Consider the following 25,321-nt stretch of genomic DNA (forward strand, 5'->3'; position numbering starts at 1 on the left):
TTGTGAAAAGGATCCTTGTTCCCGATTAAAACAATTGGATAAACGTTACCAGACAAATTATGGGATGAGCATGATAGATAACCTCAATTTCATTAAAGCGCATGGGATGAGTGGATTTCTGAAAAATGAGGAAGCCCGATGGACCTGTAAGGTTTGTGGTTCTGGTGTATCTGTACATAGGGATTTTTGTTTGAACTGTAAAGCAGAACTGAGAGGACATTCTTCTTAAGTCTCATCTATTTAGAAAATGATATGAAAAGGAAGTACTTAGTTCGAATAATATTGCTTGTTGGGACGCTTATATCCTTATGCTTTGTTCCCTGGCCTATTGTAATAGCCTGGTTGGAACCATTGCCTGATACCGTTCAGGAACAAGTTGATAAAGTATCTGATTATGGGTTTGATGGCATTGTTGTTTATGTAGATGAAGCTGGAGAACAGCCCGTTTTGTTTTCTGCCGGTTACAAAAACAGAGAAAACAAAATACCCGCCGATCCCAATGCCTTGTTTAAAATAGCCAGTGTAGGCAAACTATACAATGCTTTGGCGGTCACAAAACTCGTTGGAGCAGGACTGCTATCCTTGGACAAGACGCTGTCTGACTACCTCCCTGAATTGAAGAATAGAATAGAGAATGCAGACCAAATCACCTTGGAAATGATGGTTCGGCATAGAAGTGGCATTCCTAATTTCACCGATTCCTATAACTATTGGGTTCATCCCAAAGAAAATGACGATGAAAAGCTGGCATTAATTCTGGATCAACCTGCCAGGTTTGAACCAGGCCAGGATTATGAGTATTCCAATACCAATTATTTATTGCTTGGTAGAATTATGGATAAGGTGCTTGGATACAACCATTTTCAGTTTATACAGACAGAAATATTGGATCCCCTGAATTTGAACCACACTTTTGGTTCTATTCAGGAGGTAAATATGGATGATGTCATGAGTGGTTACTATGTTGGTTATGATAAGGATTTAAAATCAGATGATAATGCTTCTATGTTAGCAACCGCTGAAGATTTGGGGCGATTTATAAGGGCATTAAATGACGGTTCGGCCTTTAAAAACAAAGTTGAACAGGAAATTTATAGCTCCATATATGAGTACGGGCATACAGGATTGATTCCCGGTTATCAAACAATAGCCAAATACCATGCAGAATTAGATGCGGTGGTTATTCAATTTACTAACACTGTTGATTTTGAGGGGTATAATTGGAGCCTGTCGGAGGTCATGTATAACCGGATAATTAAAATACTAAAAGGAAATAATTAGCCAACAAATTTTTCTCGATTGTGAAAACCGAATGTTTTTGCGGTGTTTATTTCTCTTTTTGTTTGGTGCTTTGTTGCTTGGAGCTCAGCCGTTTTTTGAAGATACGGGCGGCCATTCCTCCGTGCTTTTACCTGTAGGAGATGTTGTGCGGTTAAATACGGCCGACAATAGTCTCAAACTGGGGTATTATTTTTAATGAGAAGCATACACCCGGGGCTTTAACAATTTTAGTGTCTTTTGTTAAAACAATTTTCGCTGCCATCAGTTATTATGGTGAATCAGGAAGAGAGAAATAATCAATGGTTTTAAAAGATGAAAGTGCATCCCGATGGCTGTCTAAATGGATGACCGAAGCAAAGAAATTCTATATTTCCGCTTCGGCATTAACACTTTTAAGCGCTGGATGTTTTGTTGTTTTTAGCTGGTACTTGTCGGATTTCGCTGCTACCTGGCTCGTTCTGGGTCAGGTTATACCTCAAAAGCTTTTGTATGCATTGGCATTCCTGGCAGGCAGATATGTCTTCGCCCATTTTTCGTCCTTAATCAATTACAGGGCTGGCAATATTATTGTTTCTAAAATCAAAAGCTTGCTTTATCCCAAATTGTTGAATGACAATCAATCAGATGCCATATCGAGTGCTTTATTGGTGACCAGGGTGAGCGACGACCTGAAGCCTTATTTCTCATTCTTTATTCCCTATGCCACCGCCTCGGTTTTGGTGGGGATTTTATTATTGATCGTTAGTTTTTGGTTCGAGAAATGGGTGGGAATTACGCTATTAATCACCTTTGTGATTATTCCTTTGCAGATGATAATGATTGGTGTGGGCGCTGAATCCCTTCATAAAAAGCATATTAATCTTTTTTTGAAATACTCGGCGGTTTTCTACAACCGCCTTCATTCAATTGCCGAAATTGTGAATTTGGACAATTTAAAGCCACAATACCAGTTTTTGTCGGAAAAAAGCAGAGCCCTGAATCAGGCCACCACCAATGTGATGCGGGTGGCCATTCTGTCGTCGGCCGTATTGGAACTCTTTGTCTCCATTGCCATCGCGGGCGTGGCTATTTATTTGGGAATGAGCCTGCTTGGAATCATTCCCGGTTCCAATTACGGCAAGGGCTATGATTTCCACATTGCCCTGTTTTTGCTCATGCTGGCACCCTATTTTTTCTTTTATTTACGGAAGTTCGTGAGTGCCTATCACGACCGGAACAAGGCGCTGGCATCGGCCAAATTAATTATGCCCCTGTTGAAAGAGAGCAGTGAAGCACCGGTTTCCGTTGAAAACGGAAACTTGCAGTCGGTTGAAATCAAAAATTTGAGCTTTTCTTATCCCGATTCGATGGTCAAAGTGCTGCACAACATTCATCTAAGGCTGCCAACAAAGGGGCTTGTTTTGGTGAAAGGTATTTCAGGTTCTGGAAAATCAACGCTTCTTAAGATCCTTTCAGGAAACCTGATAGTGAAAGAGGGCCTGGTGTCGGTGAACGGAAATAACAACCCATGGTCGGTTCAGTGGTTGAAAGCCAACTCGTCCTACATGAACCAGTTTCCCTTCATTTTTGATGGAACATTGGGTTACAATGTTTTCCTCGACAGGGAGAAGGAAACCGAAGGTCCTTATCCTGAATTTTTAGATAAGGTGCTGGCTAAAAAGGAAGACGGATGGCAAACCGTGTTGAGCCACAATGGAAAACAGCTCTCTGGGGGTGAAAAGCAATTGGTTACCCTTGCCCGGATGATGTTATTCCCAAAGCCAATCGCCATTCTGGATGAACCTACGGCCAATCTGGACAGTGAAACAGTGGCGATCATTCTGGCGCAAATTGAAAAAATGGCCCAAAACAAGTTGCTTATTGTAGCCTCGCACGAGGAAAAGTTTGATGCTATTGCCAACCAAATCCTGAATTTAAACTGGGGGGAACAGATGACGTATGAGTAAGTTTTTATTTAAACAAATATTTAAGCCCCTGACGGGGCGTTGGCTGTCGGGCATTCTGCTGCTTTTGTTCTGGACAATTGCTTTTATAGCGCTTCCTGCTATTTCGGGTTGGTTTATTGCCACTTGTAGTCTGGTTTTCATCACGGCCAACACCATGTTTTCCTATTTGGTTCCATCATCCATCATCCGTTTGCTGACCTTGCTGCGCACGGCTACAAGATATTTTGAGCGTCTGGAAAATCATAAAACCACCCTCGATGCCCAGCGTAGCCTGCAACTGAAGATTTTCGAGTCGGTCGCCCGCTTACCTTATTTCAAAAAGCAAGTCAATAACAATTCATCCATCCTTGAAAATAGCACGCATGGCATCGATTTGGTATTGAATCACATCCTCCTATGGCTTTTACCCTTTACGGCCCTGATTATTTCACTGAGTATTTATTTCCTTTTTTTGAATGTGTTTTCGATGGCAATAGCCCTTGAATTTTTGATTTCATCGGCCATTCTTCTGTTTCTTATTCCTCAATTCATTTTCCTGAAAAACCGAAAGCTCTACAAGGAACTCAAAGCGCTGAGGGACGATAACAATCAGGCACTCATTCAAAGTTTTAGGGGACGGATAGAAATTTCCAAGTATCACTTAGAGCAGAAGGCCATTCATCAGCAAGAGCAGCAAAAGTTGCAGCTCGAGCGTTTGGAAAACCAATTGCAAAGCAATTCGTTTTCGCTGCAAATGATAGTTGGTTTTGGTTTTAGTTGTATCGCCATATTCATCCTTTGGGATTCAAGTAATCATGGTCTCAGTGCCCAATTGTCCACCGGTATTTTCTTTGGTATTATGGCCCAGGTCGAATTGGCTGAAATTCTTTTTTCGGGCAAGTCGGAAAAAAGCTCCGTGGAACACCAAATCAAGGATATTGACACCATCATTGAACAGGGAAAACAGCCGGTTGAAAGGGTTCAGGTCCGGTCCGGACTGGAAAGCCTGAGTCTGGAAAAGGTAAGCGCTAAAATTCCGGAGACACCTATTGTAACCGAAGAAATCTCCCTGGAAATTAAAAAAGGTGATTGGATCGCCCTTTGCGGGGAAACAGGCAAGGGGAAGACCACTTTCCTGAATAGCCTGTTCTATCCTGAATACCGGCGTAGTGGCACCTTACGATGGAACGGCGATGCTGTAATAGCTCATTTGCCAATTCCTGAGTCTGTTTATGTTACCCAAAAAGCCTATTTGCTTACCGGAACCTTGCGTGAAAATTTTGAGGGGTATCCCGGTGATGAGATAGAGCAAGCCGTGAAAACGGTTGACCTGACAAGTTGGTATTTGTCGCTCCCGAATGGCTTAGACAGTTGGTTGGGCGAAAATGGAGAAACCCTGAGTGGCGGACAGCGTAAAAAACTGTTGCTGGCACAGGCCCTTCTCAAAAAGCCGCAACTCCTGGTGGTGGATGAACCAACAGCTGGCATCAGTTCCGAAAATGCCATGGCCATTTTCCGAAACATCAAACTCGAATATCCGGACATAACCATACTCATGGCCACCCATTTAAAAGATTTTGAATCTGAAGTGGACAGGGTCGTTCGTATTTGATTATTCCCAGCGGGGATTATCTATCAGGAGAGACGGAGCTAATTCTTTTCATGGCCTTTGGGTGTATCTTCCCCAATGTGTTTTTTTTGCAAGCCCGTTAAAAAATAGCGTAAAAACTGATCGTTGCAAGCTCGGTATTGCTTTTGGCTGGGATGGCGAAAAATGGCACTCAATTCGTGCTTGCTAATCTGAAATTCAGCCAGTTTCATGATTTCAATAATGTCCTCATCTTTGAGGTTCAGGGCTATTTTTAACTTTCGGAAGACGATGTTGTTGTTCAGGCGTTTCTCGACAATGGGTGGCGTACCCTCCTTTTTTCCCCTTTTTTCATTGATCAAACCATTAAGAAAAATGGCCATTTCAGGGTCGTTGAGGCTGAGAAAGGTCGGATCGTCCTCCTTTTTCAACCAATCACTAATTTGTGAACGGCTTACCTGAAGATCGGCCAAAGCAAAAAGTTCGATCATTTTGGAATCGCTGAAGTCGAATATGTAACGAATGCGGCGCATTACATCGTTGTTGGTCATGCTTTATAATTTTTTGGTAAAGGTACGATAATCCATTTAGGTTTTTAAATGGTCTTCCACCACTTGTAAAAAAGGACAGAATGTCTAATATGAGATACATATTTTCGATTTTGATTCAGACCCTGTAATGGTTGAAAGGTATTTTTACCATTATTAAATGGACAAGAATCAATTGTTTAAATAATTGACCAAAATACCTTTTCAAAAAAAATATTATGAAAAAACATCTACATCGTTACGGACTGGTTATATGGCTTGTATTTGTCAGTCTTTTGACCGCCTCTGCCAACCAAATGGGGGAAATCCTAACCATTGATGGTAAAAAGTACGAGCTTTTAAGCGGGAATCTGATAGCCAATCCCGGCTTTGAAAACGGCTTTACTGGCTGGACGGATGCGACTTCGTCGGCCGCGACGCTCACATCCGCTAAATTCAATATGGCCACCTCAGGTGGCATTAACAATTCGAAGTATTTGGTTGGACTGACCAACGAAAACAGCAGCTCGTCAGGATCCATTGGCACCGGATGGTCCATTGAAGCAGGCAAGAGCTATCTTTTCGTTTATCATGTGAAGTACCTCAATGCCTCTGCAGCAGCCGGGTCGGAATTGTACCTTAAGACCTCCCTTACCAACGATAAAACCTCGTCGGCCGAACCAAAGGTGGTCATTAACACCACGGAGGTTGGCGAAGGTGGCATCTGGACGCAGAACCATGTGTTCTTCACCAATGCCAATCCTGCCTATAGCAGCCTTATGGTTCGATTTCGTTGGTTGGACAATCGTTTTGGTTTTGATGACTTCATGCTTTACGAGGCTGTTGAGGTGGTGAATACCGAAGCATTATCAGAATTAATCAATGAAGCCCAAATTCTTTACGACGTTGAGGCCAATGGCGCCGATGTGTTTCAGTCGGCCATTACCAAAGCAGAGGGCTATTTGTCGAGCACCTCGGCGACCGAAATTACGCAGGCCATTGAAGATTTGCAAACGGCCATAAGTACCTATCAATATGCGAATGCGTCTTCCGACGCCCCGCTCGACATGACTCACTTTATTGTGAATGCCGGTTTCGACAACAATACCTCCTCCGGGTGGGAAGGTGCGGGTACTGTGAACTATCACGAGGTGGAGTTCTATCAGAAGACTTTCAATATGTATCAGGTGGTGAGTGGACTGCCAGCAGGAAAATACCGTTTAAAAGCACAAGGTTTTGAGCGTCCAAAGAGCAACGATGGCGGTGCTGCCTACCAAGCCGGAAGTGAAACGATTTATGCGCAATTTTATGCACAAACTGCGGGCTATTCAGAAGTAAACACCTCCTTTAACTCCTTGTACGAGCATACTTATACGGGTGCCGGTTCGCAAAATGGATATGTCAACACTATGGCCAGTGCGGAAATCATGTTCTCTAACGCATCGGGAGGCAATTACGAGATGGAATTGTTAAATATCCTCATCAACGAAGGGGCCAGTCTCCTCATTGGTGCCAAATCCGATTTTCAGCAAACGGGCTATTGGGTGCTGTTTGATAATTTCAGGTTGGAATATCTGGGGGCGACTACTTCTGACGATCTGGCCATTGCCATTAATAACCGTATTGAAGAAGCTCAGTGGTTGCTTACTCAGCACGTTAACACGGCCTCTAGTGAGGGTCTGAACACGGCTATTGACCAGGCGCAGGCAGCCACTATGGCCAATCCGCTGGTGGCTGATGATCTGACGGCTGCCAAAACGGTCATCGACGAGGCGATTACCACAGCCAATACTTCCTTCACCGCCTATGAAAATCTGCAAAAGGCCATTGATGATGCTAAGCGAATTTTGGGTTTTCTGGACAAGGCCGATGAAATAACGCAACTTCAAGATGCCATTGAGGCAGCTGAGCTCAGTTATCAGGATTTGGGGTTGGCACTGATACAAATTAACAGCGCTACTGCCCGACTAAAGACGGTCACAAAAAGTGTGGGCAAACAAATCTATGTGCCCACGTGGATGATGGGGGATGTGTATGACCCATCCAACAACTGGTCGATTGAGCGGAGTAAGCAATCGAAAAACTGGATTATTTTTTGGGAACCTGGATATGGCGATGACCCCGGCGCATGGTGGACGATTGTCTGGAAATTGCCGAAAAGAGTTTTGTTTATTATGCGGATTCACTCAAGTTTATCCAGCGTGGTGCCTCCAAAACGGATACCTATAAAATGATTATTCGACTGCGTTACTCAACGGATTGGGAGGCCTCCGGATCGGGGGTGGATAATACGATAGGACTATTGACACTGACCACTCCGGCCATAACATCGAGAGGGGGACAGACGGTGGCCCATGAGGTGGGGCATTGTTTCCAGTACCAGGTTCATTGCGACAACAACGATATGAATGGCTGGATGTATGGATTTGGCGCTAATGCTTCCGGCGGAAACGGCTGGTGGGAACAATGTGCGCAATGGCAGGCTTACAAAGTGTACCCTTCACAACAGTTTTCCAATGAGTGGTTCAGCGGATATTTGAGTAATGTTCATAAGCACGTTTTGCATGAATCGCCCCGCTACAACAACTTCTTTATTCAGGATTACTGGACTTACCTGCATGGCAACGATATCATAGGCCGTTTGTGGAACGAGTCGGTTAAGCCAGAAGATCCGGTGGAGACTTACAAAAGAATTACAGGCATCTCGCAGAGCCAGTTTAACGATGAAATGTGGGAGAGTGCGGCCCGGTTTGCCACTTGGGACATTCCCAAATTAAAAGCTTTGGGAGCTGGTGTAATTGCTTCACGTCCGCAGACAAAGATGAATAATCAAGGGGACAATGTGTGGCGAATCGATCCCACTGTTTGTGTCGAAAACTATGGACATAACATCATTCGGCTCAATGCACCGACGACGGAAAAAACCATCACCGTTTATTTTGAGGGATTGGCAGGAATCGACGGTTATCGGAAAAATTATGCGGGTCTGGATGGATGGCGCTACGGTTTAGTGGCACTTCTGAAAGATGGTACCCGTGTGTATAGTGAGGTAAAGGCTGCCAGCATGTCGGTCAACCAAGGCCAAGGAAGCATCAGCTTTGACTGTCCCGCCAATTCCAGCAAACTTTGGCTGGTGGTTTCTGGTGCTCCCAGTGAGCACTGGCGGCATGCCTGGGACGACAATGACGACAACGATGAACAGTGGCCCTATCAGGTGAGCTTCAATAATACCAATATATTTGGCTATGCCAATGTGGTGACATCCCTTCCTCTGAATCATGCATCGGAAGCAGGCTTGGACATCTTTGTGGATGATCGCACGCTGACCATTGGTAACATTCAAACCGACGCGAATATTCGTATTTACAATGTGGCGGGCAGTTGTGTGGTTAATGAAAATGCAAGCAGCGGAAGCTATAGCAGTCAATTGGCACCTGGTGCTTATGTCGTGAGCGTAAGAACTAAACAATATGTTGTTTCGCAAAAGGTGTTGATACAATAAAATAACCATTTGAGATGGGAGTGGGCTGCCTGACAGGAATGAATCCTGTCAGGCAGCTTTTTTCCTACAGGCGATATAGGAAATTTTCGAACAAATTGATAAATTTGGTATTATGTTAAAATTCTATCTTAAAGGATCGATTTATGAAACCAGACGCTGAAATTCTACTTCTCCGCGATGAAGGAGTTGTACCGACAGATTCCGTTTTGGAGGACGTCACCGGCAGTGTTTAAGAAAAAAACGGTTTTTTGGCTTTCGGTTTGGGACGGTTTTATAAGGACAAGTTTTTACTTCACCGAAAAAACCAAACCTGGCGTTTTGTCCTTGAATATTGATGACGAATTAAAGCAGAATCTTGAGAGTGCAAAGCCCATTGGGAAATTGATTCCCTTGGTTTTTGATATCGTGTCGGATGATCAGCTGGTTGATTTTTATGAAATTGTAAAATATAAGAAGGGGCTAAAATGAAAAGGGAACATGTTTGATTTTTGTAAATGATAAAAGCCTACTAACCAACAATCAGTTGACTAGCAGGCTTCTATGATTATTGAAATAAAGAGTTCTACAACTTAACCCAAAATACTGATAAGGATGTTTATAAGGTTATTTTTTGATAATTTTTTGGTTGACCGACCACTCGTCGCCGGAAATGTTTACGAGGTAAATACCCGGAGTAAACATGGATAAATCCAATTCAGATTCTCCACCGGAAACTACTGTGCTTAATACTGTTTTTCCACTGATATCAAATACCTGAACGGCTACTTGTTCGTAATCACCCGGTATTGCGATGGTCAGACTGGATACCACAGGATTGGGGAACATGGCGATTTCACTGACTTCAACATCAACATTTTCAGCAGATATGCTGGCCGATTTTAAAATCGGAACCAATAGCCATTGTGCATTAGCATGAGTAGTGTTGGCCCACTGTCCGGCCACAGATCCATTGGTCGTATATCCCATACCATCCAGAAACAGGCCGGTACCACGATTCTGAATGCGCACATAATCGCCACTGTAGACTTCGATGCTCCATTGTGAATTGACATGAGTGGTGTTGGCCCATTGTCCGGCCACAGACCCATTGGAGGTACGTCCCATACCATCTATAAATAAGCCGGAACCTACATTGCGCAATTGGTAATAGCCGTCTCTGCTGATAACTTCCCATTGAGAATTGACATGAGATGTGTTGGCCCATTGTCCGCAATCAGCTCCATTGGTGGTGCGTCCCATGCCGTCAAGGTACAGACTTGTTCCCCGATTCCTGATTTGATAAGTGCCCTCTAAACCGTTGCAGGTCGTACTTACATTGGCATAGCTGCCTGATCCGGTAACCGTTACACCACTGTCGCAACAGCCGGCTTCAACCCTCGAGTTGACGGTGTTTTCCAACCAAATTCCCCGACCAGTGCCCCATTGATCAACACAGTTGGTGATTTTACAGTTTTTTAATTGGATGTTGTTGCTGCCGGAAAGGACAAAAAATCCCCGGCCGCATTCATTGGCATACAACATATCAATCACTACGTTGCTGCAGCTATTGGCAAGCCGCAAGCCGGCATATCCCGCGCCATAGCTACATCTATAGGCATCCACCGTTCCGATGGTTCCATTGATGGTTTTATTTAGAAGAACGCCACATCCACCTAGATTTCTGGCCACAATTCCGTCTGCATAAAAGCCATCTACGCCATAAGTTTCCAGCCCATGACTGCCATTGTCCTCAAATGTGCAATTTATAACTTCTACATTGCTGACCCAGCGACCTTCTTCGTAGGGGCGACTGGGGTGACTGTCAATACGGATTCCAATACCACCACCTTTAACCGTAATATTCTGAAACGTCAGATCTCCGGCTCTGCTGGTACGAATCCCCATGCCTCCGCCATAATTGTTCAACGTAAAATCATACATGCTGATGGGGCCGGAACCTTCAATATGAAAGCCGTTGCCGCCGTGGCCCGAGGTGAAGGTGTTATTATGGCCGTAGAAAGTGAGACCGGGACGGAGGAAAATGGTTCCTGATAAGGTTCCACCAGTTAAAATATGTACCTCACGGTTTCCGGTGCCAATACAGTTTGTAATCGCAGTTGCTAAATCGGTAGTAGTGCCCTGGTCTACATTGTTAATGCGCCAGACATAACTGTTTCCCGATTGACGCACTTCGTTTGTATATGCAAGTAGTGCATCGTTGATAAAAATAGTACCAATAGTATAAGGCAAATACTCAGGGATAATTTGGTAAACTTCGACATGATTTTTCGTTTTTTGGTTAAAAGAATTAAGTTGTAGAGGATTGGGTTTTGTATAATTTTTACATATTAAAAAGTAGTTATTTTGGTAATATTTGTTGATTTTTTGTGTAATTGATTGGAATACAATTATTAAATTAAAAACTAGGCCTTGTTGCCTGTTTTTCGCATTGGCGCAATATATGTAAATATTTTAAATGTATGTTAATTTTTATACAGTTTTGTGTATTTCTAGATTTAGTCATCCGTAAACCCTTGTTGAAAGTTAAATCCCCGTGTTTTTATTTTTAATATTTCCTACCTTGTTATCCAAGATGGTTAAAATGTATATACATCCATTGGTTCTCCCGGGGGCATGGGAAAAGTCATTTATTATCTCCTTGTCGCTGTTTAGCAATGAGAAACCCATGGTCAATTAGTTTTGTTAACATTTCCATGCTAAATTTACCCCCTCTTTTTGTGGTAAAGTTGGTGATGGCTTGCTGGTTTTATCGTTATTGGGAGTTTTTTTGATTGTATTTTGATTGAAATGATATGAGTCGCCTTGCAAATATTATTACCCTGTTCCTGTTGGCCACAAATGTGGCTCGGCAAGTGATTTTTTATTTTCTACGATCAATGTTTCTCATGGCTTGAGTGATAACCAGGTACGTTATATTCTACAACTCCCTGATGGGCGTATGGTATTTACAACAAGCGGAAGCCTGAATGTTTATGATGGTTTTCGCTTTAAGTATATTCATCGCAAAACCTCTGATATACATCCCTTAAAAAAATATGATGGCCATTATCGAATGTACCAATCTGAGGATTCTCTTCTTTGGATAAAGGATGCGCAAAAACTGATGTGTGTTGATCTGCATCAGGAAGAATACCTTTCGGATCTGGGGAAATACTTTAAGCAACGGGGCATAAATGAAGAGGTGGAGGACTTTTTTGTGGATTCTGAGCAGCGATGGTGGTGTTTAACAGCAGAGGGGCTTCTTCAATACGATACGTCTGAGTTGCTTGAAATATCGGACAATATAGGTCGATTGCAGGATTTGGCATCCGATAAGGACCATTTGTATTTGTTTTACAATACTGGCGCGGTTGTTTGTTATGATCTGAAAACAAAAGCCAAGAGCTATGTGGAGTCGGCTTATCCGGTAGATGAACAAGCGCATTTTAGCAACACTTCACTGGTAGTAAAGGGGAATGACGGCTTTTTTCAATTGCGGAATGGAAGTAAGGGGGGATTTTTCTTTTTTGATCCCCAAAAGCGCAGTTGGGAAAAATGGCTTGAAACAGAATATACGCTGAATACCTTGGTTGTAGCCGGGGATGGAAGGGCCTATATCAGTTGTACAAATGGCTTTTGGGTTATTGATAGAAAAAAGGGTGATAAGCAGTACTTTCCCAACCTGAAGACAGTTAACGGCAGTACCATTCATACGGAAGTCAGCACCCTGTTTTTTGATAAACAGGGTGGCTTATGGTTGGGGACTTTTAATAGGGGATTGTTGTATCATCATCCCTCAAGGTATAAGTTTGTCCATATTGGACGCACTTACTTTCCTGAATCATCTGTGAATGATGTTATTGTGCAATCCTTTGCTGAGGATGCTTTTGGGAATATATACCTAAGGACCGAAACCGAATTTTATCAGTTTAAGGCACTCGAAGCGTCGGGCTATAACTTACTTCCTGTTTCCAGGGATTTGCTACCCAACCAGGTCTTTGAAAAACTCAATGAAGATACAAGGCAGGTATTCCAAGGGCATTCCTATCCGGCTTTTCATATGGATGGGAGAGGCTGGAAATGGTTAGGCACACCGGATGGATTAAAACTTGTCAGGCCGGAGCAGCAGGAGGAACAAATGTTTTTTACAGAGGATGGTTTGAGTAATAATTTTATTCATGCCATACTGGAAGACCGGCAGCACCATCTTTGGATAACCACCAGTTATGGCCTGTCAAAGGTGCTGGTTGACTCCGTGAATGAAAACATTCAATTTATTAATTATAACTCGCTCGATGGTACGCTCGAAGGGGAGTATGCAGATGGCGCAGCCTTTGAAGCGCGGGATGGGACCTTTATTTTGGCGGGGTAAATGGTTTTAATTTCCTTAAACCGGAGCGAATTTCGTCTCCTCCTTTGCCTTTTAAGCCTGTATTTACCAACTTTTCCTTCAAGGGAAAAGGATTGAAGCCGGGAATCGTTATGAGGGACGAAAAATATTGGCCCGAGCTACGCCTTACACCAAAGAGATGGAGCTTTCTTTCAATCAAAACTTTTTGACTTTAGAATATTCAGCTCTCAATTATCTGAATCCGTTTCAGACACGCTACCGGTATCAATTGGCGGGCATCGATAACGACTGGATGGAGGTCTTTTCCGGTAGTGAAAATTTTCGGACCAATGGTATCCTTAGTGTTTCCTATACCAATTTGCCTCCGGGAGAATACCTGTTTCGTGTTATGGCTTCAGATAACAATAACCAATGGGATGCCACAGCTTCAGAACTGAAGATTATCATTCATGCGCCCTGGTGGAAAACGAAAACAGCTTATGCTTTATATGCCATTTCGGTTTTGTTAATCATGGCCCTAAGTGTGTTTTTATACTTGAATTACACTAGGAAAAAGTGGGAACGAAAGCATCGGGAGGAATTGCTTTTACAGAGAATTCGCCACCTTATTCAACAACAACAGTTGCTGGAAGGAGAAAAGGAATCCAATACGTCAAAAAAAGCGACCAACCTTAAACACTCTGAAGGTACTAACCCATTGAGCCCCGCTGATGCCGAGTTTTTATCCAGGGCCATTAAGGTGGTTGAACAAAATTTATATGAGCCCAATTACTCCGTTGCGCAGCTCAGTCGCGATTTATGTATGGATCGCACGGGTCTTTACCGGAAATTGATTTTGTTGATGGACAAATCTCCTTCCTCCTTTATTCGAAGAATTCGATTGCAACGGGCCGCCCGGTTAATACTTGAGGAGGACCTTAGTATCACAGAGGTAGCGGAAAAAGTCGGATTTAGCAGTTCAAGTTACTTTAGTAAGTGTTTTCAGGAAATGTATGGGTGCCGGCCATCCGAATATGCTGAAAACATCAAAAATTCAACATAATTGTTGCTGGTTTCAACCTGCGTGTTGTTCGCTCTTGCATGGTATGCCTACTTTTACCCATAGATATTTCTATTGTTAATAAAATTGATAATTATGAAAATGATTTCAGTGGGAAAAATTTTTATGGTGTTGCTTTTTTTCAGCACAACAGCCATGGCCCAAAATTTTCAGGAGACGCCAAATGGTCTTAAAACCACCATTCATTCAGTGGATGTGGAGGTTCAATTCTACACGCCAACAACGGTTCGAATAATAAAGTCACCTGAAGGCAGGGAGTTTGTTAAGAATAGCCTGTCTGTTATTGAAGAACCTCAAAATTTAAAGTTGTCCGTTAAGCAGACGGGCCAACTTGCCCAGGTTAAAAGTGACCAAATGGAAGTCTCTATCAACCTGGAAACCGGAAAGATTTCCTTTTTCGATCTGAGTGGCCGGTCTTTACTGCAGGAAAAAGAAAAGGGCGTGAGTTTTGTCGATTTCAAGGATGTTGAAGAAGAAACCTTACGTGTTAAGCAAGCTTATGTGCTGGAAAAAGACGAAGCAATTTATGGTTTGGGGATTCTGCAAAACGGAAAAATGTCACAACGCAACCAAACAAAGTACCTTATTCAGGGGAATACGGAGGACGTTATTCCCTTTTTCCAATCGGTTAAGGGTTATGGCCTGTTTTGGGACAATTATTCGCCGACGACCTTTGCGGATAACGAGCAAGAAACCTCCTTTGAATCAGAAGTTGGTGATGGCATTGATTACTATTTTATGTACGGCAAAAACGCCGATGGCGTTGTTGCCTGTATGCGTAACCTGACCGGACAGGCGCCCATGTTCCCGTTATGGACCTATGGTTTCTGGCAAAGTCGTGAACGTTACAAAAGTCAGGATGAATTACTGGGTGTGGTCAAGAAATTCAGGGAGTTGAATGTGCCCATTGACGGTATCATACAGGACTGGCAGTATTGGGGCAGTAACTATCTCTGGAATGCCATGGAATTCCTTAATCCGGGCTTTCCAAATCCTCAAAAAATGGTGAACGATGCGCACGATATGAACGTTCACATGATCATATCCATCTGGTCCTCCTTTGGTCCCAAAACCAAGCAATACCAGGAGTTGGAGGAGATTGACGCGCTGTTGGATTTTACCACCTGGCCGCAGTCGGGCATACAAGGTTGGCCACCCAACATGGATTATCCTTCGGGGGTAAGAGTATATGATGCCTATCATCCGGCTGCCCGCGATATTTATTGGAAATACCTGAAGGAGGGCCTCTTTTCCTTGGGCATAGACGGTTGGTGGATGGACTCTACCGAACCGGATCATTTGGATATTCAACCGGAAGATTATGATAATATGACCCACATGGGGTCCTTCCGGAAAGTCCGCAATGCCTATCCTTTAATGACGGTGGGTGGGGTTTACGACCACCAAAGAGCGGTGAGTTCCGACAAGCGTGTGTTTATTTTGACACGGTCTGCTTTTGCCGGCCAACAGCGGTATGGGGCCAATACCTGGACAGGCGATGTGGTGGCTTCGTGGGAGGCGCTTAGAAACCAGATTCCTGCAGGATTGAACTTTTCACTGACCGGCATTCCGCATTGGAACACCGACATCGGCGGTTTCTTTTTATGGGAATTTAAAAATCCACTTGACAATCCCGACTATAGGGAACTTCACGCACGATGGATGCAGTTTGGTACTTTCTCGCCCATGATGCGCTCGCATGGTGAGGGTTATCCGCGTGAAATCTATCAGTTTGGGAAAAAGGGCGATCCTATCTATGATGCGATTGAGAAGTACATTCATCTGCGCTACAGTCTGTTGCCCTATATTTATTCCACTTCGTGGGACATCACAGCCAACCAATCGAGCATGATACGTGCTTTGGTGATGGATTTTGCCGATGATACCATGGCATTAGACATCAACGATCAGTTTATGTTTGGGAAATCACTTTTGGTTTGCCCTGTGACCGAAAGCATGTATACCATTGATGGCAAAGCCGATTTCAGTCAAACGAAATCCCGTGAACTCTATTTGCCCAAAGGTGCCAACTGGGTTGATTTCTGGACAGGCGAAAAATTGGATGGCGGCCAAACCATCCGTAAGGAAACGCCCCTTGATATCATCCCATTGTATGTCAAAGAAGGTTCGATTTTGCCTATTGGACCTCAGGTCCAATATGCCACAGAAAAACCATGGGACCACCTGGAACTGAAAGTGTATGACGGAGCAGATGGCAGCTTCCTTTTATATGAAGATGAATTCGACAATTACAATTATGAAAGTGGTGCTTATTCTGAAATTCCCATTTCATGGAACAATGCCGCCCGAAAATTGACCATTGGTGCCAGGAAAGGCTCTTTCAAGGGCATGCTTAAGAGCCGTAAGTTCACCATTACCCTCATTGACGGAACTACAAAAACGGTGGATTACAATGGAAAAAAAGTGGTAGTGAAATTATAGTTTTACCATTCTTCGCTGAGCTCTTGATTTAGAGCCCGGCGAAGTTTGTTTTGTGCCGGGTAAAAAAATGGAAATTATTAGAATGGGGAAGGCATCAGATTCTGTAAATCCCAATTTTGGCTTTCAGGTTTTGACAATGATTTATGGCAAAAAATCAGCCGGTAAAATTGAGAATCCCAGGTGGTGAGGTGTTCTTTTAAGTCAGGAGATTCTATGTGCATCAATAAATGGGAAATATTAGACAAGATCTGTTACACAGACCTTGTCTATGGAAGAATCAATAAAAAGTTAAAAAGTCAGCTCTCTATGGCGCAAATTGAAGAGCTGCTTTTTCAGGTCATCCAAAAAACGTCTGCCGATGATTTTCAGCGAATCGGTAAAAATATTTATGTCACCAATGCCGAAAAGGGGATGCGCATCACCATCAACAGAAATACTTTTCGGGTCATTACTGTGGATGAGGTGATGAAGAAGTAGTTTTCTCGAAGCGCTTTTGGCCGGATGTCCTTTTATTTGAGAGCCTCTTTCCGATAGATGATTTTTTTATTGGGGACATCATAAATTTCGGTAATCGGACTATCCTTGAAGCCCTGTTCGACTGAAAACTTATTTAAAGCCGGATAGACTTTAAGAATGCCGACCATAAATGACAGTCCCCCTTTCATCGGAAATTCAGTCACAATGTAATCGTCTACCGGCAAGGTCTTGAGCTTGTATAGACCGGATAATTGGGCAACCACTGCGCTGTCTGCATGGTCCAACAGGCAACCTACCTCGGAACGCAATTGTTCTTTAGCCACATTTTTGGGGTTGTCGTAGAAAATACCGATGCCTTTGGTGGTTTCAATTTTTTCTTCGTTCAATAAGGCGTAATAGATTTTGTCTGTGTACTTGGGAGTCTGTCTGTAATCTCCGGTAACGCTTTCATAAACCATGGTTTCTCCGCCTGATTTCTCCACCTGGATGCTGATTTTTTTGAAGCCGCCATAATAAGCGTAAACCAACACAAGGAGGAGGATTAATACGGCAAGGATGAGGAAGGTTGTTTTCATAATGATGGTTTTTCTTTTTGGATATTGAGCAAGTTAATTGTGTCATAAATTTAAATGTTTTGTTCGAAATTATTGCGCGCTGATTATTTATATTTTTCGTTATTTTGTTGGTAGTTTAACCAACTTCAATGGCCGAAGATAAGCCACGACTAACCAGATTGATCGCCATCCTGACGCAGTTACAATCCATGCGGATTGTAACTGCCAGATCTATTGCCGACAAACATAAGGTTAGTATCCGAACCGTTTATCGGGACATCAGAACGCTGGAACAATCGGGCATTCCAATTTTTACTGAAGAGGGCAAAGGTTACTCTCGGGCCATTGTGTTTCAGCTTAATCAGGAAATTCCTGTAATGGAATTAAAAGCATGCATCAAGGCGACTTTAATGTATCACAAGGTAAAGCACCATATCACTTTAGGGATTTAATGAGGATATTGAAATGAGTGAGATCAAAAAACTTTATTCCGAATACCTGTCTCGTATTAACAAGACTTTCGATTATATCGAATTACATCTTGAAAAGCCGATGACATTGGAGGAATTGGCCACTGTGGCCAATTTTTCGAAGTTTCATTTTAGCCGGATTTTTCAGTCCATTGTTGGAGAAACGCCTTTCCAGTTTATTTTGTGCGTCAGATTGGAGAAAGCGGCGATGCTTGTCCGGACAAATAAAAATGATGGCATTTCTGAAATAGCCTATAAATGTGGGTTCTCTGATGTTGCCATTTTCTCCCGAAACTTTAAAAAATATTTTAATGAATCTGCTACGCAATACAGGGAGAGGAAATATGAAAATAGCAATTTAAGTCAACAGCACAGCAAGGGTCGTCAATGCGATGAAAAGGCCACGCCCTACCTTTGTCCTGATTTAAAAACCATTAAATGGAGGACAAATATGAAACTAAACAAAAGTGTGGAGATCAAGGATCTTCCGAAAATGACAGTCGCTTACATCAGGCACATTGGCCCTTATAAGGGGAATGAACAATTATTCGAGAGCATCTGGACCCGATTGTTCACCTGGGCCGGACCGCGTGGTTTAATTGGTGGAGAGGATTTTCAATCACTGATTATTTATCATGATGATCCCAATGTGACCATTGAGGACAAGTTGAGAATGAGCGTCTGCATTACGGTACCTGCTGACACCAAGGTGGATGGGGAGGTCGGAAAAATGGAGCTTGAGGCGGCCAAATATGTTGTGGCCCGTTTTGAACTCACCGCTCAGGATTTTCAGGAGGCCTGGGATTGGATTTATGGTCAGTGGTTCCCGACAAGCGGTTATCAACCCGATGATAAACCTTGTTTTGAGGTTTATCCGGAGGAGCCAAAAGACGGGAAATTTATAGTGGATATCTGCGTTCCTGTGAAACCCCTTTAAAAAGTGCCTACGAGAAACTGCCAGGAGGCAGTTTCTCCTTTTAACCTTTAATCTGAATATCAAAATGGAAAACATTATACACTCGATCGTTCAAACATTGATAAAGAACATCTAACCAACTCCTTATTGAAAGGCATCGATGATTTCAGAGATGGAGCCGGGCCTGCTGTTTTCCAATTGTCTTAAAGCGTTTAGAAGGGTCAGTCCGTGACTGGCATATAAATTTCGCACGCTTTCTTCTGAAACCTTAACCCATGCGAAATCCGCCGCATCATCGCCCGCTTTCAAGACCATTTTTTGCGCTACGTCGAATGCCAGATGGGTATGTATGGCGGTGGTCTCTAACCATGCATTGTCGGTGTTTCTGGGATCGTCAACGTATCCTTGCGATACGGTACTTTCATAAAGAGGATGGGCGAGCGCTGTTTCGCTCATGGAAAGTTCTTCCGCCAATTCTCTGTTACGGGTGAACAAGGCATCTTCACCCGGATCGACCATTCCTCCAGGAAAGGCATATTCCCCTGTGTCTTTGCGGGATATGGCCAATAAAAGCAGTTCATTTGTTGGGTTGACTGTTGTAATGATGGCATCGGCCGCAAAATTGGCGCCCCACTTACCCAGAACGCCACGTCCGCAGATGCCTGTGCGCCCCAATGGGTTGAGCGGAAGACCCTCTGAATTGAATTGGACTTCGCCCATGAAACTAATGAAGGGATGTTTGACATCTTTTATCGCTTGTGGATCGGCCCATGGGGTGTTTGGGTCCAATACACCAGGGGCATTATAAGCCAGGGGGAGGTAGTCGGTAAAGTCTGTTGACCAGGGCACCTTATGGTTGGGCACCTCAAAGCGGGCCGGATACAAGCGGTGTTTTTGTGTCCTTGATTTTCGGTGCCATTGATAGTCGGCCAGCAATGCTTCGTATAGTGTCATGCCAAAAGGTATTAGGACAACAATTTTTCTTTTAATTTTAAATAGGCTTGGGTGAAGTGGGTGCCATTTTGCGCCTCGCGCAAATCGAAGCCAAAGGCTCGTTTGCTCACGGCAAGAATTGGAGGCGCCTGAATGCGTTTAAAGTAGCTGTTTTTAAACAAGCGCCATTTATGTTCCAGATCTGTAATGAAGGCTTCTGCATCCTTGAAATAATGATCCATCAAAGAAGACTCACAATGGATGATGTCACCGAGCGTTCCTTTCGCATAGTAGTGCAGGATGTCTTCCGGGTCGAAGCGAAACTCCACAAAGGCACGGACCAGCTTGTCGTGGTAGGGATAAAAGATGGGATCGCCTTTTCCTTCATCCACATTCTGCTCGCTGTTCAATTCAGCCGAAGCAGGAATGTCGAAAATGGTTGAGGGAATTAATTCCTTACCCTTTTGCGCGTTGATGAAACGCGCCAGTTCGTAAACTTCCGTTTTGTATAAATCGGCTATGGGCGCCAGAGCGCCGTTGATATCCCCATAAAGCGTGGCATAGCCAAAGGCTGTTTCTGTTTTATTGCCATTGTTGACAAAAACGGCATTCAGGGCTGAAGCAACTCCGGCCAGAATGCGGGAGCCCCGGTCGCGCGCCTGAATGTTTTCACGGTTCAGCCCCGAAAGTTGAATGGGCACTTTTTGATGGCTGCCATCCAATCGCTCAAAAACCGCAGCTTCCAATTCTTGGATGGTGTTGGTATAAGAATTCTGGATGGAGATAGAGGTGTAATGAATCCCCAAATTTTCCGCGAGCAGACGGGCCGCATTTTTGGTGGTTTGGGAATTGTATTGGGAGGGCATATTAATGGCATATACGTTTTCCGAACCCAAGGCCTCAGAAAGCAGGGCAGCACTCAGCGCTGAGTCAATGCCGCCACTTAAGCCAATGACAACCTTTTTTGATGGGAAGTTGGCAAAGAATTTTCGAATGCCATAAATCAGGCCTGTCAACAATTCTTGCCGGTCGCGCTCCTCACTTATGGAGGGGTCGGACTGGACCTGATGGTCCTGATCGAATAGCGTGGCCTGGATGGTTTCTTCGGTATAATCACCGGCTACTTTCTGGAGACTGCCATCCGGATTATAGATGGTGGAATGGCCATCGAACAGAAAAATGGTTTTGCCATTGTTCTGGGTGCCCACGTTGTTGGCATAGACAAAATAGACGGGATGTTTTTCGATGTGCTGGCGCACCACCGAGTGGCGTTTGTTGTTTTTGCGCCAGGTCCATGGTGAGCAAGATAGGTTCACAATCACCTCTGACCCGTTTTCCAGCAACAGATCGATGGGTTTAACGCTATAGTCGTCGCTCCACATATCTTCACAAAGGATCACCCCTACCTTACGTTGGGCACCGCTGAATTCTATTTCGAAAGGCTTGAGTCGTTCGGATAGTGGCCAACCACTGTCCGCTGCCTCCTTCCGCAGGGAATAAAAATGGCGCTCATCATCGAACTCGCGGTACTTGGGCATCAGTGTTTTGTGAATGCATCCGGAGCGACATAGTCCCCATTTTGAGCGATGAAGGCTGCATTGTATTTGCGAACGCGACCGTCTTCATTTTTTTGTCGGGTATCTATATCGACATTCCCCCACACAGCTACGATGTCTTGTGTGGCATTTTTTTATAACGGCGTTGTAATGGTAACAATCCTTGACAAAGGCGGTGTTTTCCCACTCATCCCCTAATAAATATCCGGGCACGGCCATTTCCGGGAAGACAATCATCTCATCACCGGCCGCTCTTGCCTTTTTAATTTCAGCAAGCATCTTTTTTACATTGATATCTGGATGTCCAGGAACCACTTCCATCTGGACGACAGCTATTTTCATATTCGCTGATTTGTTGGGTAAAGCACGAAGATAATCATTTTTTGAGCATGGTCCGGGCCCCCTGTCATGGTCTTGTTGGATAAGGATTTATGGATGGATCATTTTTAAACACAACTCAATTTCCCCGGGGTTACCTGTGTATTTGCCCTCGCTGTCGGACAGCTTTACGGTAGGGATGTAGGTGGCGCCGGCATTGGGTTTGGCCGCTTTTAATTTAATGACCATGTTCAAAGGTTTTACACCCACATCATTGGTTAAATAGGTGCCAATTCCATACGAGTCTCTAATCCGTCCATTTACATGTGCTTTAATCTCCTGCACTTTTTCAAAATCGAGGGCATCGCTGTACACCACTTTTTTGCTTTGGGGATCTATTCGGTTGGCAGAATAGTGCTCCAGCACTTTATCCGTGAACAATAAAGGGTCTCCACTGTCCCAGCGCACCCCATCGTATAATTTCGCATATTTGGTATTGAAGCTATCGAAAAAATTGTCGGTGGTATACGTATCGGTCAGGGCAATGCCCAGATTGCCCTGATACACGTCTACCCAATTCTCCATGGCCATTTCGTTGGCTTTGCGGTAGCCGAAATGGGCGCCATGGTACATAAACCATTCGTGGGGATGGGTGCCCATGGGCGTCAGGTCATGCTTCATGGCCAAATATAAATTGCTTGTACCTTGCAAGCCTGTTTTGAGATGCGTTTTAAATATTTCCACAATGCGGTTTTGCACCTCAAAAGAGAAACGGCGCCGAGTCCCGAATTCTGATATGTTGGCACCAATGGCAGCAAATTTCTGAGCCTTCTCAATGGCTTTGGGTTCATAATTGTCGGCCGCCTGATGGGTCAGTTTAAAATAGAGTTCAGAAATGATGGCCATCAGCGGCACTTCCCATAAAACAGTTCTGTACCAAAGGCCTTCAATTTCAATGTCTAAATCCCCACCAATCTGGTGGATGCGAACCTCTTCCGGATTGAAACGAAACCCTTTAATGAGGTCGATGAACACCGGATCGAAATAATAGCACCTTTTTCGGATAAAGGCTTCCGCGTCTTTGCCCAGGCAAAGACTTTTCATGGCATTCACCTCTTCGCGCAGCGCTTCGGCAAAGCCTTCGGGAAAGACCGTCTTCCCACGGTTAATAAATTGATAGATCACCTCCGCCAGAGGAAACTTTTTCTGGATGGCGTTCATCGTTGTGAACTTATACAGATCGTTGTCGGTGAAATCACGTATAATCATTATGGTTGGTTTTAGAGCAATCGTAGTTTAATACTCAACGGCAAAATTCTTGAAAAGAAGAAACTGATATGAAGAGGGGGCATAAGAGGGATCATCGCCGCCCATAAAACAGGAAAACAAAAGCTGGTCAATTTTTAAGTTCTCTGTTTTTCTGAAGCATATGTTTTTGAGAACCAACCCCTCCTTCTGGTTCAGGGAACAGCGGACTTCACCATTGCTTTGGTCGGGAGCGTTCATTTTTATTTGGAGTTCTATCGTATTCCAGGTGCCGCATTCCAAAAGGGCCGGTTGACTGTTCCATCTAAGAAATTCATGTTCGCCAAAGTCGGTTTTCATGCCTGCGTGGTATAAATAGGCACATAAGGTGCCTTTTTCTTTAAACATAAATCGTACACTCCATCCATCCATCCATTGGGGATATCACCGCCTGAGTTGGCAGATCCTCCGGCAAGTCCGGGCAGTTTCCCTCCCTTTACAAAATCAAAATCCGCGGGAACAAAAACTTTATAGGATAGGCTGGCTTGCTCAACGGGCCTTTCAAAGGGAACCTTCCAGCTGCAGCCCGGAAAGGTGCCATATTTGTTTTTGGGGAAGACTATTTTTATACCATTTTTTCCTTCGAAAGGAAAAATAGAAACCTGGTCAACACGCTTTTTTAACATTAATACAAATTGGGCGAACCTGCCCAGGATTAAACGACTCCCTTTGGCACTAAAGGCTTTTTTCAAGTGGGCTTCTTTCAATAAACCTGCATGGCATTGGTCAAAATCACTAACAATTTGAATCTTCATAAATACAAAATTTTATGAATGAAATTGAATTAAACAGGGGTGTTTTTAAGGGCATTTTTTAAAAGGTTGTAATTATTCACGAAAGCAGCGCGACTGAAAATGGGTTGATATATGGAAGTCTCCAGATTGGATTTAATATGGTGATTCTGTATGATCAGAATGCAAACATATCCAATATTGGTCGCAATGGCCGTTCCATAAGCCGACAAATGAGGGGTTAGCCAAATGGATAACGCAATGATAATAAACATGCCCATAAAGCTGGTGATTAAATTGACATGATGCTTGCCTATAGAGGCAAAATAGAACTCGATGATGATGGATTGTCCAAAAATCAATGAGGAGGGCAATAGAATCAGGATTAAGTATTTTAATTCCTCAAATTCATGGCCAAACAGGTAAATATAAAATGAAGAAGGGATCAGTGCCAAAAAAAGAAAGGCCAGTCCCTGCAACCAAAAGGATGCAAAAATGAAATTCTGAAATACGGATTTGTGAAAAGCCTTCTTCGTATTTATCATGCGGGAGTAGAACACCAGGGAAAGACTTTTACTAATGATCCAGATGGATTCTGTTATGGAAATGGCGTTTGAATAAACACCTACCTCGCTGGTGGATGAAAAATAATCCAATATAAAATAGGCACCTCTGAAACTAATCAATTGTATGATGGTCGCTGATTGATGCAGCAGACCATAGCGAAGCATGTTGAAAAAATCCTTCCATATAAGGCTGTAATCGGTGCTTAATTTTTCTTTGAATAATTGAAAAAAACCTTTGAGACTAAAGCAGAGAAGAACGACGTAACTGAATAGTAAGGCATAAATATAATACTCAACCGAGAAGCTTCCTTTTACCCAATAGAAACCAAAAATAAAAGCAATATGGGACAATGGCTGACTAAACAAGGCCAAGTTATAAAAAACAATTTTCTCCTTGATGATAAAAATTGAAAGGTTATTGCTGACCAGAGATGATATAAAACTGGTGAAAACGATGTAAACCACATAATCATCATTCACCAGGGGGACCAATCTCAAGAAGACGTACAACGCCAAAGATGAGAAGACCGACCAAATATAAACTATCAGATAGTAGTTTAAGGAGGGTTTTCTCGGATATAAATAGGTCAATGGCATGAGGCCCAGAATGCTTAGGGCTGTTATTGAAAGGGTCAAAGTGGTAAGGTACAGCCCTTGAACACCTTTGCCCTCAGCGCCAATCCAGTTGGAGATTAACACGGCAATTACCAAATTTATAATACCTGATAATATTTTTGTTATGAAAGTGGATGCAATTCTTTTTAACATGGCATTTGATCCGGAAAACTAGTTAAACAATGGTCTAGCCTCCTATTCATCAGATAATCGTTTCAGACGGTT

23 protein-coding genes are annotated in these 25,321 nt (G+C 43.4%); 13 read left to right on the forward strand and 10 right to left on the reverse strand.

The window, feature by feature from the left end:
* Nucleotides 1–342: 342 nt before the first annotated feature.
* The 4 genes from JCM15548_RS02875 (at nt 343) to JCM15548_RS02885 (ending at nt 4,818) form a co-directional block, all read left to right on the forward strand.
* Complete coding sequence (locus JCM15548_RS02875; RefSeq protein WP_227625366.1) at nt 343–1,281, forward strand: serine hydrolase domain-containing protein; 939 nt, start codon at nt 343–345, stop codon at nt 1,279–1,281.
* 37 nt (nt 1,282–1,318) lie between these two features.
* Nucleotides 1,319–1,477 carry a hypothetical protein gene (locus JCM15548_RS21470; RefSeq protein WP_157482365.1) on the forward strand — a complete coding sequence of 53 codons (159 nt, stop codon included), beginning with the start codon at nt 1,319–1,321 and terminating at the stop codon, nt 1,475–1,477.
* A gap of 103 nt (nt 1,478–1,580) precedes the next feature.
* Nucleotides 1,581–3,227, forward strand: a complete 1,647-nt coding sequence (locus JCM15548_RS02880; RefSeq protein WP_062122366.1) for an ATP-binding cassette domain-containing protein — start codon at nt 1,581–1,583, stop codon at nt 3,225–3,227.
* Nucleotides 3,220–4,818, forward strand: coding sequence for an ATP-binding cassette domain-containing protein (locus tag JCM15548_RS02885; protein WP_062122367.1), 1,599 nt, complete (start codon nt 3,220–3,222; stop codon nt 4,816–4,818). The genes JCM15548_RS02880 and JCM15548_RS02885 overlap by 8 nt, the downstream gene beginning before the upstream one ends.
* 38 nt (nt 4,819–4,856) lie before the next feature.
* On the opposite strand, the gene JCM15548_RS02890 is transcribed toward JCM15548_RS02885, so the two are convergent.
* Nucleotides 4,857–5,345, reverse strand: coding sequence for a YehS family protein (locus tag JCM15548_RS02890; RefSeq protein WP_062122368.1), 489 nt, complete (start codon nt 5,343–5,345; stop codon nt 4,857–4,859).
* 215 nt (nt 5,346–5,560) lie between these two features.
* On the opposite strand from JCM15548_RS02890, the gene JCM15548_RS24965 reads away from it, so the two are divergent.
* The 3 genes from JCM15548_RS24965 to JCM15548_RS26105 all read left to right on the forward strand — a co-directional run bounded on the left by JCM15548_RS24965 (nt 5,561) and on the right by JCM15548_RS26105 (nt 9,291).
* Entirely contained in the window at nt 5,561–7,555 is a 1,995-nt protein-coding gene (locus JCM15548_RS24965) for a DUF6055 domain-containing protein (protein WP_062122369.1), read from the forward strand.
* Entirely contained in the window at nt 7,450–8,823 is a 1,374-nt protein-coding gene (locus JCM15548_RS02900) for a DUF6055 domain-containing protein (RefSeq protein ID WP_083984941.1), read from the forward strand. Before JCM15548_RS24965 ends, JCM15548_RS02900 begins: the two co-directional genes overlap by 106 nt.
* Nucleotides 8,824–9,048: 225 nt before the next feature.
* Nucleotides 9,049–9,291, forward strand: a complete 243-nt coding sequence (locus tag JCM15548_RS26105; RefSeq protein WP_227625375.1) for a DUF3788 family protein — start codon at nt 9,049–9,051, stop codon at nt 9,289–9,291.
* Between the two features lie 135 nt (nt 9,292–9,426).
* On the opposite strand, the gene JCM15548_RS02910 is transcribed toward JCM15548_RS26105, so the two are convergent.
* On the reverse strand, nt 9,427–11,052 hold the full coding sequence (locus JCM15548_RS02910) for an RICIN domain-containing protein (RefSeq protein ID WP_062122372.1): 1,626 nt from the start codon (nt 11,050–11,052) through the stop codon (nt 9,427–9,429).
* Nucleotides 11,053–11,761: 709 nt separating this feature from the next.
* Here JCM15548_RS02910 and JCM15548_RS22705 point away from each other — a divergent pair.
* The 4 genes from JCM15548_RS22705 (at nt 11,762) to JCM15548_RS20935 (ending at nt 17,132) form a co-directional block, all read left to right on the forward strand.
* On the forward strand, nt 11,762–13,174 hold the full coding sequence (locus JCM15548_RS22705) for a ligand-binding sensor domain-containing protein (protein ID WP_227625367.1): 1,413 nt from the start codon (nt 11,762–11,764) through the stop codon (nt 13,172–13,174).
* A 184-nt stretch (nt 13,175–13,358) separates the two neighbouring features.
* Entirely contained in the window at nt 13,359–14,195 is an 837-nt protein-coding gene (locus JCM15548_RS22710; RefSeq protein WP_227625368.1) for a helix-turn-helix domain-containing protein, read from the forward strand.
* 93 nt (nt 14,196–14,288) lie between these two features.
* Nucleotides 14,289–16,655, forward strand: a complete 2,367-nt coding sequence (locus JCM15548_RS02920; protein ID WP_062122373.1) for a glycoside hydrolase family 31 protein — start codon at nt 14,289–14,291, stop codon at nt 16,653–16,655.
* 213 nt (nt 16,656–16,868) lie between these two features.
* Nucleotides 16,869–17,132 (forward strand): DUF3781 domain-containing protein, encoded by a 264-nt coding sequence (locus JCM15548_RS20935; protein ID WP_157482367.1) that lies wholly within the window; start codon nt 16,869–16,871, stop codon nt 17,130–17,132.
* A 32-nt stretch (nt 17,133–17,164) separates the two neighbouring features.
* On the opposite strand, the gene JCM15548_RS02925 is transcribed toward JCM15548_RS20935, so the two are convergent.
* Nucleotides 17,165–17,707, reverse strand: coding sequence for a hypothetical protein (locus JCM15548_RS02925; RefSeq protein WP_062122374.1), 543 nt, complete (start codon nt 17,705–17,707; stop codon nt 17,165–17,167).
* A 128-nt stretch (nt 17,708–17,835) separates the two neighbouring features.
* Between JCM15548_RS02925 and JCM15548_RS22715 the strand changes: the two genes are divergently transcribed.
* Together JCM15548_RS22715 and JCM15548_RS02935 are read left to right on the forward strand one after the other, a co-directional pair.
* A complete protein-coding gene (locus JCM15548_RS22715; protein WP_062122375.1) occupies nt 17,836–18,138 on the forward strand; it encodes a helix-turn-helix transcriptional regulator in 303 nt (100 codons plus the stop codon).
* 13 nt (nt 18,139–18,151) lie between these two features.
* Nucleotides 18,152–19,093, forward strand: a complete 942-nt coding sequence (locus JCM15548_RS02935; protein WP_062122376.1) for an AraC family transcriptional regulator — start codon at nt 18,152–18,154, stop codon at nt 19,091–19,093.
* 123 nt (nt 19,094–19,216) lie between these two features.
* On the opposite strand, the gene JCM15548_RS02940 is transcribed toward JCM15548_RS02935, so the two are convergent.
* From JCM15548_RS02940 to JCM15548_RS02970, 7 genes are all read right to left on the reverse strand, one after another.
* Nucleotides 19,217–20,026 carry an NUDIX domain-containing protein gene (locus tag JCM15548_RS02940; protein WP_062122377.1) on the reverse strand — a complete coding sequence of 270 codons (810 nt, stop codon included), beginning with the start codon at nt 20,024–20,026 and terminating at the stop codon, nt 19,217–19,219.
* 11 nt (nt 20,027–20,037) lie between these two features.
* Nucleotides 20,038–21,543, reverse strand: a complete 1,506-nt coding sequence (nadE, locus tag JCM15548_RS02945; RefSeq protein WP_062122378.1) for an NAD(+) synthase — start codon at nt 21,541–21,543, stop codon at nt 20,038–20,040.
* 84 nt (nt 21,544–21,627) lie between these two features.
* Nucleotides 21,628–21,903, reverse strand: coding sequence for a nitrilase-related carbon-nitrogen hydrolase (locus tag JCM15548_RS22720; protein WP_062122379.1), 276 nt, complete (start codon nt 21,901–21,903; stop codon nt 21,628–21,630).
* An 87-nt stretch (nt 21,904–21,990) separates the two neighbouring features.
* The gene (pncB, locus tag JCM15548_RS02955) at nt 21,991–23,148 is read right to left on the reverse strand and encodes a nicotinate phosphoribosyltransferase (RefSeq protein ID WP_062122380.1); all 1,158 of its coding nucleotides are present in this window, start codon (nt 23,146–23,148) and stop codon (nt 21,991–21,993) included.
* 27 nt (nt 23,149–23,175) lie between these two features.
* On the reverse strand, nt 23,176–23,556 hold the full coding sequence (locus JCM15548_RS02960; protein ID WP_369403668.1) for a polysaccharide lyase: 381 nt from the start codon (nt 23,554–23,556) through the stop codon (nt 23,176–23,178).
* The gene (locus JCM15548_RS02965) at nt 23,481–23,939 is read right to left on the reverse strand and encodes a polysaccharide lyase (protein ID WP_062122382.1); all 459 of its coding nucleotides are present in this window, start codon (nt 23,937–23,939) and stop codon (nt 23,481–23,483) included. Before JCM15548_RS02965 ends, JCM15548_RS02960 begins: the two co-directional genes overlap by 76 nt.
* A 29-nt stretch (nt 23,940–23,968) precedes the next feature.
* Nucleotides 23,969–25,249 carry a lipopolysaccharide biosynthesis protein gene (locus tag JCM15548_RS02970; RefSeq protein WP_062122383.1) on the reverse strand — a complete coding sequence of 427 codons (1,281 nt, stop codon included), beginning with the start codon at nt 25,247–25,249 and terminating at the stop codon, nt 23,969–23,971.
* Nucleotides 25,250–25,321 lie beyond the last annotated feature (72 nt).

It is taken from the genome of Geofilum rubicundum JCM 15548 (assembly GCF_000974365.1).
Taxonomy (GTDB): domain Bacteria; phylum Bacteroidota; class Bacteroidia; order Bacteroidales; family Marinilabiliaceae; genus Geofilum; species Geofilum rubicundum.